Here is a 15,886-nt window from a genome sequence, read left to right as displayed (position 1 = left end):
TTGATAAAAATACTACTTTTTGGTGTTGAATATTCTTTGGCTAATTCCAAATATTCGTTGATAGTCACTTTGACCGGAATTGAAGGAAATTTCAAAAACTCGCAGATAGCCATTTTCAAAATGATGGTATCAATTTCTGCAATTCTGTCCGCATCCCAGTTTGGTGTTTTGTCTATGTATTCTTTGGCTAGTTCTACTTCGTTAAGAACCGTTTTTCTGAATAGTAAGCTCACAAATTCCTGATCTTCTTGGTTTTTGTATAATTTGGTTAAACTAAATTCCGTTGCTTCAGAAATTTGCTTCAATTGTTTTTGAATTTGAGTATTCACTAACGGGATATCATCAACCCAAGTTAATTTATTATCTTCTAGGTATTCGTATAACTTTTCATTTGGAGCAATTAGTTCAGTATACATGGCCAACACAAATTCTTTATCTTCTTCAAAAGAACTTTTCTTGTTACTCATGTAATTTCCATACAACGAACTTTGCTTGATTTCATTTAGTAAAATCAAAATATAATCATCATTCATCGACCAATTGTTGATTTTTCTTTTTTCTAAAGCAAAACTCAACGAACTATTTTCTTCCAATGATTGAAGAACCGCATTGTTGACAAATTTTCTGTTGGGATTTTTTTCTTCTGGTGTTGCTAAATGTTTTTTACTTGAAGCTTCAAGAAAGACAACTTCTTTTTTTCTGATTTCAACGAGTGAAGACAACATGATTATATACAAATCCTGAATACTATCAATACTGTGAAGCAAAAACTTTTCTTCTTTTTCAATATCATCAGAACTTTTTTGATGCAATGCATAAATAGATTGCATTACTTTAACTCGAATATGTCTTCTGTTTAACAACTATAAGAACTTTTAAAAATTAACAAAGCGAAATATCACTTTCGATTTGCGAAAATATGAAATATTTTGACACGAGCGCAGTGAATTTAGTAAGTAATCGGCTTTATTTAGAAGCGTTTTCTTTTTTTCTTTGATCAATTGTGTTTTGGGCAATTTGCATTGCAGCTTGTTGTGTAGTCAAATTATTTATATCAGCAAAACTGAAAATCTCAAGAGTAGTATTATAAATATTCTCTGTTTTTCTCATTGCTTCACCTTCACTATACTTAACCAATTCGCCATAAACATTTATGATTCCACCAGCATTTATTAAGAAATCAGGTGCATAAGCAATACCTCTTTCTCTCAATATTGATCCGTGAATGTTTTCTACTGCTAATTGATTATTCGCTGCTCCTGCAATTACTTTGGCTTTAATTTTATAAACTGTATCATCGTTAATAGTTGCCCCTAAAGCACAAGGCGAATAAATATCAACATCAGCGCAATACAAATCAGGTCCTGTGAAAATATGAGCTCCATATTTTGTTACCATATTTTCCATTTTGTCCTGGTGGATATCCGATACAAAAACAATAGCACCTTCTTTTGTCAAATAACTGATTAACGTTTCACCAACATGACCGGTTCCTTGAACCAAAACTTTTTTTCCAGCTAAATTGTCTGACCCAAGCTTATATTTCGCAGCCGCTTTCATCCCCATATAAACGCCATAAGCAGTTACCGGAGAAGGATTCCCAGAACCTCCATTTTCTATAGAAATTCCAGTAACAAAGTTAGTTACTTCGTGAATTCTATCCATATCTTCAGTTGTAGTTCCAACATCTTCTGCAGTGATGTATTTTCCGCTTAGAGAATCTACAAACTGACCAAAACGAGTTATCATTTCGGGTGTTTTATCTGTTTTAGAATCTCCAATAATTACGGCTTTCCCTCCACCCAGATTCAGACCTGTTATGGCAGATTTATAAGTCATCCCGCGCGATAAACGTAAAACATCATTCAATGCTTCCCATTCGTTCGCATAATTCCACATTCTAGTTCCACCAAGAGCTGGTCCCATTACCGTATTATGGATTCCAATAATTGCTTTTAATCCTGTATCTTTGTCGTTACAAAAAACAATTTGTTCATGATTATCAAATGATAACTGTCCAAAAACGGGGTCCATTTTTTTTAGCTCTGAAGGTGAAGTAATTTCTGAAGTCATTATGTAAATGTATTAATTAAGACTTTTTTTAAAGCCCGGGCAAAATTAAAACTTTATTCAAGAAAATTCACTAATATAAATAATAGTTGTCAATTTGTTAATAAAATTCATTAAAATCAAGAATGTAATAATTTAATTATTTTTAAAAATTTAACAATAAACTATTTATAAAATCTAATTTTTTCTAATTTAAATGAAAGAACTTCAATATTTAAACAAATATTTTGTCAAATATAAATTCCATTTTTTATTCGGAATTATCATAACAATTGCCTCTCAAATTTTTTCTTTATACACTCCGAAACTAATTAGCAAATCGTTTATGGCTATTGAAAATTTTCACAAAAATGGTCTAAGTAGTCAGGAAGTTAAAGCTGAATTAATTCATAATATTATATGGATATTAGTTACCACATTAATTGCCGGTGTCTTGCGATTTCTGATGCGCCAAACATTAATTGTAATGTCACGTCATGTGGAGTTTGATTTAAAAAACGAGGTGTTCAAACACTATGAAGTTCTAGACCAAAATTTTTATAAACACAACCGAACTGGTGATTTAATGAATCGAATTAGCGAAGACGTTGCTAAAGTCAGACAATATGTTGGACCAGCTATAATGTACTCCATAAATACCTTAATCAGTTTTACGGTTGTTATTATATACATGTATAATGTATCGCCAAGACTAACATTCTACACCATATTACCACTGCCAATTCTTGCTTTTATCATTTTTAAATTGAGTAAGGAAATAAACAAGCGCAGCTCTATTTTTCAACAATATTTATCAACTGTTTTTAGTTTTACACAAGAAATATTTTCCGGAATTCGTGTAGTAAAAGCCTATGCTTTGGAAGAACAATATAAAAAAAATTTGGACGATATAGCCAATGAAAGTAAAGCCAAAAGCTTGAGTTTGGCCGGAGTGCAATCGCTTTTTGGTCCGTTAATGATTGCATTTATCGGTGTAAGCAACTTAATAGTAATTTACGTTGGCGGAATGATGTACATTAACGGAACTATAAGAAGCATTGGAACCATAGCCGAATTTATTCTATACGTTAATATGTTAACATGGCCTGTCACTTCAATTGGTTGGGTTTCTTCATTAGTTCAGGAAGCAGAAGCTTCGCAAAAAAGAATCAATGAATTCCTTAAAATTGAACCCAATATCAAAAACAAAACTACTGACTCTAGCCCACGGGACGAAAAGGCGACGAAAAAAACAACTATTCAAGGCGATATTGAATTCCGAAATGTTTATTTTACTTATGAAGACACTGAAATTAGAGCATTAAAAGGCATTTCATTTACGGTAAAAAAAGGCGAAACTTTAGCAATTTTAGGTAAAACAGGTTCAGGAAAATCGAGCATTTTATCTTTAATTACCCGAATGTATGATATCAAAGAAGGAACAATTATCATAGATGGCAAAAAGATTGACGAAGTGAATTTATATGATTTGAGAAAAAGTATTGCCATAGTCCCACAAGATGCTTTTCTTTTCTCTGATACTATAAAAAACAACATCAAATTTGGGAACGAAAATGCTAGTGATGAAGAGGTTATTGATGCTGCCAAAAAAGCCGTAGTTCACAATAATATTATTGATTTCAAAAAGCAATACGAAACCATTTTAGGTGAACGTGGAATAACACTTTCAGGTGGTCAAAAGCAACGAATTTCTATTGCTCGTGCCATTATAAAAAAACCTGAAATATTATTATTTGATGATTGTCTATCGGCTGTTGATACTGAAACTGAAGAGCAAATTTTAAATAATCTTCTCGAAATAACTAAAGATAAAACTACTATTATCGTGAGTCATAGAGTTTCTTCAGCAAAAAATGCAGATAAAATCATTATAATAGACGAAGGACAAATTATTCAAGAAGGCACTCATAATCAATTAGTAAACCAAAAAGGTTATTATGCCGAATTATATTTGAAACAACTTTCGGAAAAAGAATTAAATTAAATGTTGCTTAGTAACAAAAATTTTACCATTTTTGAACTGTATAGAAACACTATTAATTGATTGAAAGAATATGAGAGAAAATGATATGTTAGAAAAAGATGAGATTTTTTCTAAAGTTTTAAGAGCCGGAAGAAGAACTTATTTCTTCGATGTTAGAGCTACAAAAGCAGATGATTACTACATTACCATTACCGAAAGTAAAAAGTTCACTGAAGAAGATGGTTCTTTTCACTTCAAAAAACACAAAATTTATTTATACAAAGAAGACTTCGCCGCTTTCTCGGAAATTTTAGAAGAAATGACCGCTTATGTTTTAAACCATAAAGGAGAAGAAGTAATCTCTGAAAGACATCAAAAAGATTTCAAAAGAGAGTATAACCAAGAAACTGAAACTTCAGAGCAAAAACCAACTTCGGAAAAAAGTTTCACTGATATTGATTTTGACGATATTTAATAAATAAGTCGAAAGTTAAAAGGCCAAAACTCTAAAATAGTTTTGGCCTTTTTTTATTAGATTCTCAAAGTGTTTATTTTATTATTTCATAGTAAGGTAATTATAAATTTTTTGCCCTTCTGAATCTGTTAATTGCGCTTCCTTTTGCATTCTTGCTACTATTGGCTTCCATTCTTCTGCATTAAAATCTTTTGGAGAATAAAGATTATGACATTTGGCACAATTATATTCATAAAGGGACATTCCTTCAGCTAGTTCAGCGGTCATGACAGTTTTTTCAACTGTAGCTAATGGAATGGAAACTGTAGCTTTAAGTTCTTCTTTTTTTACTTCGGTAGTTGGAATACTGGATTTAGATGCGCAAGAATAGATAATGAGGACCAATCCAATAAGAGATATTATTTTATATTTCATGAATTTTGTTTTTTAATTAAAGTAAAAAATAAATAAAATTCCCAACCTTAACCGATTGGGAATTTAAGATTAATCAAAATATTAATCGGTTTTAGATGCTGAAACAAGTTCAGAATAAGTGATTCACACAATTTTGATTCTCAAAATTGGTTCTCTACTTACTTCACGTCCATCAACTCAACATCAAAAATCAAAGTAGCATTTGGCGGAATTACACCGCCTGCGCCGCTTGAACCATAGCCTAAATAAGATGGAATAACAAAACGTGCTTTATCACCAACTTTCAATAATGCAATACCTTCGTCCCAGCCTTCTATCACATGTCCTTTTCCTAAAGGAAACTCAATTGGTTTTTTTCTTGGATAAGAAGAATCAAAAGTTTTTCCATTTTCTAATTGACCAGTATAATGAACAGAAACAGTTTTACCAGCTTCCGCTTGCTTTCCGTTTCCTTTTTGAATGAATTTATAACGCAAACCACTTTCTGTTTTTTCAAAACCTGAAGCCAATTTTTCCATAGCTTCTTCAGCTAGTTTTTTTGCTTCTTCAATTCTTTTAGCTCTTGAACCTTCAAAAGTTCTGAAAGCTTCAATAGCATTCCATTTTTTTGCTTCATCACCTACTCTGACGATTTCTATACTTTCAATCAAATCACCTTGAGAAATTGAATCAACTATATCTTGACCTTCTATAACGCTTCCAAAAACAGTATGCTTATCATCTAGCCATGGTGTTGCAACATGTGTAATAAAGAATTGCGAACCATTGCTTCCCGGACCTGAGTTTGCCATTGATAATACTCCCGGAGTATCATGACGCAAATCTTGATGAAACTCATCATCAAAATTATAACCCGGTCCACCAGTTCCAATGCCTTGAGGACATCCACCTTGAATCATAAAATCAGGGATAACTCGGTGGAATTTTAATCCATCATAATAAGGTTTTCCCATAGGTTTTGCTGAATTTTCTAATTGCCCTTCAGCCAATCCCACAAAATTTCCAACTGTTCCTGGGGTTAAGTCGTGTGTTAGTTTTACTAAAATTGAACCTTTGTTCGTATTGAACTTTGCAAATATTCCGTTTTCCATCTTTTGTTTTTTATTTGTGGCGCAAACTTACAAATAAAATCTATTAAGAACTACCTACAAAATAGTACATTTGAGAACTACATTAATTTTTGAAAATGGAAAATTTGCCAGATTATATCAAAATAAACAAGCAAACTTGGAACAGTAAAACTGACATTCACATTGATTCAGATTTTTATGATGTGAAATCATTTTTGGCAGGTAAATCGACTTTGAATCAAATTGAATTAGCCCTTTTAGGCAATCTATCTAATAAAAAAATACTGCATTTACAATGTCATTTTGGTCAAGACTCGCTTTCGCTGTCGAGAATGGGTGCAAAAGTGGTAGGTGTAGATTTTTCTGATAAAGCAATAGAAAAAGCCAAAGCGTTTAATACAAAATTAGGTTTGGATGCTGCATTTATTTGTTGTGATGTATATGATACAACAACGCATTTAGACGAGCAGTTCGATATTGTATTTACGAGTTATGGAACCATTGGTTGGCTACCCGATTTAGATAAATGGGCCCAGGTTATTAGTCATTTTTTAAAGCCAAAAGGCACTTTCATTATGGCTGATTTTCATCCTGTAGTTTGGATGTATGACAACGATTTTAAAGAGGTTTTTTATAGCTACTTTAATATTGAGCCAATTATCGAAGAAGAATTGGGAACCTATGCCAATAAAGAAGCTAGTATAAGTAATCAAACTATCGGTTGGAATCATCCTATATCTGAAATAGTAAATGCTTTGATTGAAAATGGATTGGAGATAAACTGTTTGAATGAATATGATTATTCTCCTTATAACTGTTTGAATGAAATGGAAGAATTTGAACCAAATAAGTTTAGGATTAAAACATTTGGAAATAAAATACCTTTAGTGTACTCGATAAAAGCAACCAAAAAATAAATCCTGAATAACACTTTATTAAAGCGGGGCATGAACTTCAAAAAGCGATTGGCAACGTAATAGCTACTCACTTCCACAAGCTCAGTGTGACATACTATTTTATATATTTGCACCATGAGAATAGACATTATCACCATTTTACCTGAATTAATGAAAAGCCCTTTTGAAGCATCGATAATGAAACGTGCTATCGAAAAAGGTTTGGTTGAAGTGCATTTTCATAATTTAAGAGATTATACAACCAACAAACAAAAGTCGGTTGATGATTACCCCTTTGGTGGTGGCGCTGGAATGGTAATGATGGTGCAACCTATTGATGATTGTATTACCCATTTAAAAAGTCAACGACAGTACGACGAAATCATTTATATGTCACCCGATGGGGAAACCTTGAACCAAAAAATGGCCAACACCGCTTCGATGTATGAGAACATTATTATTCTTTGCGGACATTATAAAGGAGTAGACCAACGCGTTCGTGATCATTTTATTACCAAAGAAATTTCAATTGGGGATTATGTACTTTCGGGAGGTGAAATCGGCGCTATTGTATTTTGCGATGCTATTATCCGTTTAATTCCGGGTGTTTTATCCGATGAAACTTCAGCATTGACGGATAGTTTTCAGGATAATTTATTATCGGGACCAATATATACTCGCCCTGCAGATTATAAAGGCTGGAAAGTTCCCGAAGTCTTAACTAGCGGACATTTTACTAAAATTGACAAATGGAGGGAAGACATGGCGTTTGAACATACTAAGAATAGGCGTCCGGATTTACTAGAAGATTAGTCACAGTTTACAGTCGCAGTCACAGTAAAATTGACTGCAAACTGAGACTGAAACTGAGAACTAAAAAATTATTCATTATCTATTGTCAATTATCAATTCTTTGCTATATTTGCCCCCACATTTGACCAACCTCTGGCGAAAACCGTGAATGTTGCTCCGATTTAAAACCATAATAATTAAAAAAATGGCAAATTTAGTAGATTTCGTTAACAACGAATTATCAACAAAAAAAGATTTCCCTGCGTTTGGTGCTGGTGATACTATCACAGTTTACTACGAAATTAAAGAGGGAGAAAAAACAAGAACACAGTTTTTCAAAGGAGTAGTAATCCAAAGAAAAGGTGCTGGAATGACTGAAACTTTTACAATCCGTAAAATGTCTGGTTCAGTTGGTGTAGAGCGTATCTTCCCGGTTAACATGCCAGCTTTACAAAAAGTAGAAGTAAACCAAAGAGGTAAAGTTAGAAGAGCTCGTATCTACTACTTTAGAGAACTTACTGGTAAAAAAGCAAAAATCAAAGAAAGAAGAAGATAATTTTAACTTTCTGTTCATAAAAAAAGTCTCGTCTCTATTCACAAAAAGACGGGACTTTTTTTTATTTTGTTAATAGCAAACAATATATTTTATCAAATTATCACTTTTTTAATATTTAAATAACAATATGATAATTCAATCGATTTAGACTTGGTTATCAATAGACTTAGTCTGATATTAATTATATTTGTATCCGCAAAAATTAAAAATCAACCAAAAGAATATGGAAAAAATTAAAGTGACCAATCCGGTAGTAGAATTGGATGGTGATGAGATGACTCGAATTATTTGGAGTTTTATTAAAGAACAACTCATACTTCCTTATCTCGATTTAGATATCAAATACTTTGATTTGGGTATTGAACATAGGAATGCCACTAAAGATCAAGTTACTATTGATTCTGCTGAAGCTATCAAAAAATATAACGTAGGTATTAAATGTGCCACCATTACACCTGATGAAGAAAGAGTAAAGGAATTTAATCTTTCTGAAATGTGGAAATCTCCAAACGGAACGATTCGTAATATCGTTGGCGGAACCGTTTTTCGTGAACCAATTATTATGAGAAACGTCCCTCGCTATGTTCAAGGCTGGACAAAACCAATTGTTATTGGTCGTCATGCCTTTGGAGATCAATATAAAGCTACTGATAAAGTAATTAAAGGAAAAGGAACGTTGACTATGTCTTTCACTAACGAAGCAGGTGAAACTACAACTTGGAATGTATACGATTTCAAAGGAGATGGTGTTGCTATGTCCATGTATAATACTGATGAAAGCATCTACGGATTTGCTCATTCTTCTTTCCAAATGGCTTTGACAAAAAAATGGCCTTTATACCTTTCAACAAAAAATACAATCTTAAAAGCTTACGACGGTCGATTTAAAGATATTTTTGAAGAAGTATACCAGCAATATTACAAAACTGATTTTGAAGCTAACGGAATGACTTATGAACACCGCCTTATTGATGACATGGTCGCTTCTTGCATGAAATGGAATGGTGGATTTGTTTGGGCATGTAAAAACTATGACGGCGATGTTCAATCGGATACTGTGGCGCAAGGATTTGGTTCGTTAGGATTAATGACTTCTGTTTTGGTAACTCCAGATGGAAAAACGGTTGAAGCGGAAGCAGCTCATGGAACCGTAACCCGTCATTACAGAGAACATCAAAAAGGAAGAGCCACTTCTACAAATCCGATTGCGTCAATATTTGCCTGGACACGTGGTTTAGAGCACAGAGGAAAATTAGACAATAATCAGGCATTAATAGATTTCTGTTTAAAATTGGAACAAGTTTGTGTGGAAACGGTTGAAAGCGGAAAAATGACAAAAGATTTAGCCATGTTAGTAAAGCCGGAAGGTTTAACCGCTGATGATTATTTAACAACCGAAGGTTTCTTGGCTGTAATTAAAGAAAACTTAGATGTAAAATTGGGATAGAAATTTTAATCTGAAAATAGCAAAAAGCGGTTTTGTTTCTACAACAAAATCGCTTTTTTATTGCCCTAAAACATCAACTTTATTAATGATAATGGTAGCTTTAACATTGGTCAACAATCCAGAAAGATTGTTCCCTATCATTTCTCCTTTATCATTAAAAATACTAAACTGTGCTGTATTTGGTGAAACTATACCTTCATTTAATGCCTCAATAACTAATAAGTTCTGTCCATTTCTAAGATTTAATTGAATTTCTCTATAACCATTTTCTAAAGTAAAGGCATTAATTACAATTTCATCATTTAGCCAAATTCGAACAACATCACCATCCGGCTCTCCAAAATCTTTAAGTGTAAATTTTGCAATGGTTGTAGAACATTTATAAGTTGCTAATAAGTAATCTTTTTTGTAATAATCATATATCTTTCCATCGGTAACTTGCTTGTTCATTTTATCAGTATAGACTTTAGCCGGACTAGCAAATTCTTCTTTTTCAAAGATGCTTTTTTCTTCTTCCGGTTTTTTCTTAAGTAATGAAACACTTTCTCCTAATTTGTCTTTTTTGTCAAAAATGCTTGGATAGGATATGGATTTTGAACTTATTGGAGAATCAGCTCCCTTGGGATTAGAAACCGGAGCAATAGTAATTGTTTTCTTTGGCAACTCAAATTGAGTGAAACCTTTGAAAGAAAATAAGATCAAAAATAGAAAAGCATAAGCTGGTTTCATATACCATTCATTTACTTTGTAAAAGTATTCAAATTTTACTCAAAATTTAACCCAAATTAACCATTGATTAACAAATTAGGAAGTTACATTTGCTATCTTTAAACATCAAAAAATGGCATTCTAAATATTACTATTAAATTCATGATAAAAAAAATTATACTTCTCATAGTATTATTAACTTCAATCTTCTCATTTTCACAAGAAAAATTCACCTTAAGTGGAACAATTGCAGATTTCAAAACAAAAGAAACACTTATTGGTGTAAACATTTTTATTCTTGAAACTAAGACAGGAATCACTACGAATGAATATGGATTTTATTCTATTACCCTTCCTAAAGGAGAATACACAATTTCTATCAGTTATGTTGGCTATCAAGCTGTGGAAGATAAAGTTAGTCTAAATACCAACATCAAAAAAAACATTTTAATTTCAGAATCAAGTCAGTTACTTAAAGAAGTAGTTATAGTTGACAATAAGAAAAGAGTTGACATTAGAAAACCAGAAATGAGTGTTAATAAACTCACCATTCAAGAAATTAAAGAAATGCCGGTATTATTTGGGGAAGTTGATATTATTAAATCTATTTTAACCTTACCCGGAGTTACTAATGCTGGAGAAGGACAATCAGGTTTTAATGTTCGTGGTGGTAGTGCCGATCAAAATTTAGTTTTATTAGATGAGGCAACAATTTATAATTCTTCACATCTTTTTGGATTATTTTCAGTTTTCAATCCAGATGCTATAAAGGATTTAAAACTTTACAAGGGTGGAATTCCAGCTCGATACGGAGGAAGATTGTCCTCTGTATTAGATATTTATCAAAAAGAAGGCAACAAAAATGATTTCCACATGAATGGAGGAATCGGATTAATCTCGAGTAGAATTTTAGCGGAAGGCCCAATTGTAAAAGGCAAAGGTTCCTTTGTAGTTGCAGGCAGAGCTACTTATGCGCATCTTTTTTTAAAACTAGTTGAAAATCCCAACTTGGCTTACTTTTATGATTTGAACACCAAATTGAGTTACTCTTTAAATGAAAAAAACAACATCTATCTTTCGGGTTATTTTGGACGAGATGTTTTCCAACTGAATGATAGCTTTGTAAATACTTATGGAAATGCCATTGTTAACTTTAGGTGGAATCATTTATTTTCAGATAAAGTTTTCTCAAATTTATCCTTGATTTATTCTGATTATTATTATGGGCTAAACTTGGGAATTATTGGATTCAATTGGGATAGCGGTATCAAGAACCATAACATCAAGTATGATTTCAAACATTATTTAAGTGATAAATTAAAACTGACTTATGGATTACAATCCAATTATTATGATTTTAATCCAGGAAAAATTGAACCTACAGGAGCTGATTCTGATATTAATGCTGACCAATTAGACAAAAAATATGCGCTGGAAAACGCCATTTACATTGATGCTGAACATCAAATTTCTAATAAAATTGCAGTCTCATATGGAGTAAGAGTGAGTTCATTTCTTAGATTAGGAAAGCAAACACTAAATACTTATGCTAACAATCAGCCTGTAATTTTTAACCCTAATTTTCAAATATATGAAAGTGCAGAACCTATTGGAACTGTAAATTATGGCAAAAATGAAACCATAGCTAAGTTTGAAAATTTAGAACCAAGACTTGCCATTTCATATACTTTTAATGAAAATCAATCTATCAAAGCAAGTTATAACCGGATGTCACAATATTTACATCTAATTTCTAATACACAATCGCCAACGCCTCTAGATGTATGGGCTCCAAGCGACAACTTTTTAAAACCACAATTGTTAGATCAATTAGCAATAGGTTATCTTCAAAACTTTAAAGAGGATTCGTATTCGCTAGAAGTAGAAACATTTTTTAAGAAAATAAAAAACCGTGTTGACTATATTGATGGAGCTAATTTAATCGCCAATGAAGCTATTGAGCGAGTCATCCTTAATGGTCAAGCAAGAGCTTATGGACTAGAAGTTTTGTTCCGAAAAAATACGGGACGTTTCAAAGGCTGGTTATCCTATACACTTTCAAGAACAGAACAAAAAGTTGATGGCAGAACAGCTATTGAAACCGGAATCAACAATGGCGATTGGTACAAAACTGGTTTCGATAAATTGCATAATCTTGCTATCGTAGCCAATTATAAATGGACAGAAAAATGGCGATTTAGTGCTAATCTTATCTTTCAAACTGGACAACCTGTAACGTTTCCTGACGGACAATATGAATATGAAGGAATCACTGTTCCAAATTTTAGTTCAAGGAATGAAAACAATTTGCCAAGTTATCATCGTTTAGATGTTTCTGCAACACTTACGCCTCATAAAAACAAAAAAAGAAAATGGCAAGCAGAATGGGTTTTCGGAATTTATAATATATACAATAGAATGAATGCTGCATCCATAACTTTCCGTCAAAATGATGAAACTGCTTCAAATGAAGCGATTAGATTATCTATTTTCGGTATAGTACCAAGTGCAACGTATAACATCAAATTTTAATCATGAAAACATCCAATATTTTATTAATAGTTCTATTTTTTTCCTTCATTTCTTGTGAAAAAGTTATAGATGTAGAATTAGCAACAGGCAAAACCCGATTGGTAGTTGAAGCCTCAATTAATTGGTATGCAAACACCAGTGGCAATGAACAAAAAATAAAATTATCAACCACAACAGGTTATTTTTCTAATACTATTCCAACTGTTTCTGGAGCTACAGTTTTTATTACTAATAGCACCAGTCAAGTATTTACATTTACCGAAGATGGAACAGCAGGAACCTATAAATGCTATAATTTTATTCCTGTAGTTGGCGAAAATTATACATTAACTGTTATCTATCTAGGCGAAACCTATACTTCTACCGAAAAACTTTTAGATACGCCGGCCGTTACAAGAATTGAGCAGGTAAATGATGGAGGTATTCTTGGAAATGAAAAAGAAGTTAAATTCTTTTTTAATGATTTACAAAACGAAACTAATCAATACTTTTTGAGAATTGATGACCCATACAAAGTTATACCAGAATATGGCGTTTTAGAAGATCGCTTTTTTGAAAACAATGAAATGTTTGGTTTGTATTTCAGTGAAGATTTAAAAACGGGTGATACTTTAAAATTTACATTAAACGGTGTCTCTCGAAATTATTACAACTACATGAACATTCTTTTAGCACAAACGGGAACATCAAGTGCTGGGCCATTTTCGACTCCAACAGCAACTGTTAGAGGAAATATAGTAAATCAAACCAATTTTGATAATTTTGCTCTTGGTTATTTTCGCCTCAGCAAAACCGAGGTTAAAGAATATATTCTTGTAGAATAATTCGAAAAAAGTAGTTATAGAAAAGTAGTTGTATTTACTTTTACAATCAAACCTTTTAGTAAAAAATGTCATCACACCATATTGTTCGCAACGACCAAGAGCCAGCATTGATTATTGCTAATGGTGAAGCTTGTAGTCAAGAATTATTAGGTCAACTACTCGAATGGTCACCGCAAATAATTGTTTTAGACTCCGCTATTGAACGTGTTTTGGAGTTAGGAATAAAAGTAGATGTCTTATTAGGTGATTTTGACAGAGGTTTCGATGTTAATTATTATAAAGAAAAACAATATCCATTAGAAATTGTATACGCACCAAATCAGGATAAAACCGATTTAGAAAAAGCATTCGATTATCTTATGGAAAAAGGTCATAAAGCAGTAAATGTTATTTGGGCAACCGGAAAACGAGCTGATCATACCATCACCAACTTAACAAATATTGTGGCCTATAGAAATCTTTTAAAAATAGTTATTTTAGATGATCATTCTAAAGTGTATTTATTACCTGAAACTTTTGAAAAATGGTATACTGCCAATACAATTCTTTCTTTAATTCCGATTGGAAAAGTAACTGGTATTACGACTCAAAACCTTTTCTATTCATTAGAAAATGAAGATTTAACAATTGGTTATCGAACCGGAAGTAGTAACCACGTTATTGAAGATGGCATTGTTTCTATTTCGCATTCCAATGGAGATTTATTATTAATGGAATGTTGGGATTAAGTTTGTAAATTAGCATTCCTTAAATTCTTTTTTTTAATGAAATTCCAAGTCGTATCCGATTATAACCCTACTGGTGACCAACCGCAAGCTATTGAGAAACTTTCTAGTGGCATTCTAAATGGTGATAAATTCCAAACTTTATTGGGAGTAACCGGTTCGGGAAAAACGTTTACCGTTTCTAATGTCATACAAAACGTTGAAAAACCAACTTTGGTTTTGGCACATAACAAAACATTGGCTGCTCAGTTATATTCTGAGTTCAAACAGTTTTTTCCAAAAAATTCGGTACAATATTTTGTTTCATATTACGACTATTACCAGCCTGAAGCCTTTATTCCGGTAACGGGAACGTATATCGAAAAAGATTTATCCATCAATGAAGAATTAGAAAAGCTACGATTGAGTACCACTTCTGCCCTACTTTCTGGTCGTAGAGATATAATTGTGGTTTCCTCTGTTTCCTGTTTATACGGAATTGGAAATCCCGTTGAGTTTCAAAAGAATGTAGTTTCGATAGCCAAAGGTGAAATCATCTCGCGTACCAAATTATTACATCGCTTAGTACAAAGTTTATATTCGAGAACCGAAGCCGAGTTTTTACCTGGAACTTTCCGTATTAAAGGAGATACATTAGATATTTTCCCGAGTTATGCAGACGAACCGTATCGCGTACATTTTTTTGGAGATGAAATTGAAGAAATTGAAGCTTTTGATGCCAAAAGTTCAAAAGTTTTGGAACGGTATGAAAAACTTAATATTTATCCGGCGAATATGTTTGTGACATCGCCAGATGTATTGCAAGCAGCGATTTGGGACATCCAACAGGATTTAGTAAAACAAGTCGATTACTTCAAAGAAATTGGAAAGCATTTAGAAGCAAAACGATTAGAAGAACGCACCAATTTTGATTTAGAAATGATTCGAGAATTGGGTTATTGTTCTGGAATTGAAAACTATTCCCGTTATCTTGACAGACGTTTGCCTGGAACAAGACCTTTCTGCTTGTTAGATTATTTTCCGGATGATTATTTGATGGTTGTGGATGAAAGTCACGTAACCATTTCACAAGTGCATGCCATGTATGGCGGCGATAGAAGTAGAAAAGAAAACTTAGTCGAATATGGATTTAGATTACCTGCTGCAATGGACAATCGCCCGTTGAAGTTTGAGGAATTTGAGTCGATGCAAAATCAGGTCATATATGTTTCGGCAACGCCCGCCGATTATGAATTGCAAAAAACAGAAGGCATTTATGTGGAGCAAGTTATTCGTCCAACAGGATTATTAGACCCAATTATAGAAGTGCGTCCAAGTTTAAATCAAATTGATGATTTAATTGAAGAAATTCAGGCTCGAGCCGAAATTGACGAACGTGTTTTAGTAACCACCTTAACCAAAAGAATGGCTGAAG

General features: G+C 32.7%; 15 protein-coding genes. 10 read left to right on the top strand and 5 right to left on the bottom strand.

Going from position 1 to position 15,886, the window contains the following annotated elements; genetic code table 11:
- A partial coding sequence (locus ACOYLP_RS06005; RefSeq protein WP_422855272.1) for a transcription antitermination protein NusB occupies positions 1-830 on the bottom strand: 830 nt, incomplete at its 3' end.
- Between the two features lie 136 nt (positions 831-966).
- Complete coding sequence (locus tag ACOYLP_RS06000; protein ID WP_422855271.1) at positions 967-2,073, bottom strand: Glu/Leu/Phe/Val family dehydrogenase; 1,107 nt, start codon at positions 2,071-2,073, stop codon at positions 967-969.
- A 193-nt stretch (positions 2,074-2,266) separates the two neighbouring features.
- Here ACOYLP_RS06000 and ACOYLP_RS05995 point away from each other — a divergent pair, with 193 nt between their 5' ends.
- Both ACOYLP_RS05995 and ACOYLP_RS05990 read left to right on the top strand, forming a co-directional pair.
- The gene (locus ACOYLP_RS05995; protein WP_422855270.1) at positions 2,267-4,054 is read left to right on the top strand and encodes an ABC transporter ATP-binding protein; all 1,788 of its coding nucleotides are present in this window, start codon (positions 2,267-2,269) and stop codon (positions 4,052-4,054) included.
- Positions 4,055-4,124: 70 nt separating this feature from the next.
- A complete protein-coding gene (locus tag ACOYLP_RS05990) occupies positions 4,125-4,508 on the top strand; it encodes a PUR family DNA/RNA-binding protein (RefSeq protein ID WP_421746436.1) in 384 nt (127 codons plus the stop codon).
- 81 nt (positions 4,509-4,589) lie between these two features.
- Here the strand turns inward: ACOYLP_RS05990 and ACOYLP_RS05985 are convergent, their stop codons facing one another.
- Positions 4,590-4,922: a c-type cytochrome gene (locus ACOYLP_RS05985; protein ID WP_422855269.1), complete on the bottom strand. Its 333-nt coding sequence runs from the start codon at positions 4,920-4,922 to the stop codon at positions 4,590-4,592.
- 158 nt (positions 4,923-5,080) lie between these two features.
- Positions 5,081-6,013, bottom strand: coding sequence for a peptidylprolyl isomerase (locus ACOYLP_RS05980; RefSeq protein ID WP_422855268.1), 933 nt, complete (start codon positions 6,011-6,013; stop codon positions 5,081-5,083).
- 95 nt (positions 6,014-6,108) lie between these two features.
- On the opposite strand from ACOYLP_RS05980, the gene ACOYLP_RS05975 reads away from it, so the two are divergent.
- The 4 genes from ACOYLP_RS05975 to ACOYLP_RS05960 all read left to right on the top strand — a co-directional run bounded on the left by ACOYLP_RS05975 (position 6,109) and on the right by ACOYLP_RS05960 (position 9,683).
- Positions 6,109-6,909: a class I SAM-dependent methyltransferase gene (locus tag ACOYLP_RS05975; protein ID WP_422855267.1), complete on the top strand. Its 801-nt coding sequence runs from the start codon at positions 6,109-6,111 to the stop codon at positions 6,907-6,909.
- Between the two features lie 114 nt (positions 6,910-7,023).
- Positions 7,024-7,701 (top strand): tRNA (guanosine(37)-N1)-methyltransferase TrmD, encoded by a 678-nt coding sequence (gene trmD / locus ACOYLP_RS05970; protein WP_422855266.1) that lies wholly within the window; start codon positions 7,024-7,026, stop codon positions 7,699-7,701.
- Positions 7,702-7,885: 184 nt separating this feature from the next.
- Positions 7,886-8,236 (top strand): 50S ribosomal protein L19, encoded by a 351-nt coding sequence (rplS, locus tag ACOYLP_RS05965; protein ID WP_396139425.1) that lies wholly within the window; start codon positions 7,886-7,888, stop codon positions 8,234-8,236.
- A gap of 223 nt (positions 8,237-8,459) precedes the next feature.
- Complete coding sequence (locus ACOYLP_RS05960) at positions 8,460-9,683, top strand: NADP-dependent isocitrate dehydrogenase (RefSeq protein WP_422855265.1); 1,224 nt, start codon at positions 8,460-8,462, stop codon at positions 9,681-9,683.
- Positions 9,684-9,740: 57 nt separating this feature from the next.
- Here ACOYLP_RS05960 and ACOYLP_RS05955 read toward each other — a convergent pair whose 3' ends face one another.
- Positions 9,741-10,412 carry a hypothetical protein gene (locus ACOYLP_RS05955; protein ID WP_422855264.1) on the bottom strand — a complete coding sequence of 224 codons (672 nt, stop codon included), beginning with the start codon at positions 10,410-10,412 and terminating at the stop codon, positions 9,741-9,743.
- A 141-nt stretch (positions 10,413-10,553) separates the two neighbouring features.
- On the opposite strand from ACOYLP_RS05955, the gene ACOYLP_RS05950 reads away from it, so the two are divergent.
- From ACOYLP_RS05950 to ACOYLP_RS05935, 4 genes are all read left to right on the top strand, one after another.
- The gene (locus ACOYLP_RS05950; RefSeq protein WP_422855263.1) at positions 10,554-12,923 is read left to right on the top strand and encodes a TonB-dependent receptor; all 2,370 of its coding nucleotides are present in this window, start codon (positions 10,554-10,556) and stop codon (positions 12,921-12,923) included.
- A gap of 2 nt (positions 12,924-12,925) precedes the next feature.
- Positions 12,926-13,747: a DUF4249 domain-containing protein gene (locus ACOYLP_RS05945; RefSeq protein ID WP_422855262.1), complete on the top strand. Its 822-nt coding sequence runs from the start codon at positions 12,926-12,928 to the stop codon at positions 13,745-13,747.
- Positions 13,748-13,812: 65 nt separating this feature from the next.
- Positions 13,813-14,475: a thiamine diphosphokinase gene (locus ACOYLP_RS05940; protein WP_422855261.1), complete on the top strand. Its 663-nt coding sequence runs from the start codon at positions 13,813-13,815 to the stop codon at positions 14,473-14,475.
- Between the two features lie 36 nt (positions 14,476-14,511).
- A partial coding sequence (locus ACOYLP_RS05935) for a DEAD/DEAH box helicase family protein (protein ID WP_422855260.1) occupies positions 14,512-15,886 on the top strand: 1,375 nt, incomplete at its 3' end.

The sequence above is a fragment of the Flavobacterium sp. genome (assembly GCF_049318325.1).
In the GTDB taxonomy this organism is placed as follows: Bacteria; Bacteroidota; Bacteroidia; order Flavobacteriales; family Flavobacteriaceae; genus Flavobacterium.
The sequence above is the reverse complement of the archived record's forward strand: the minus strand, read 5'-3'. Positions and strand labels throughout refer to the sequence as shown.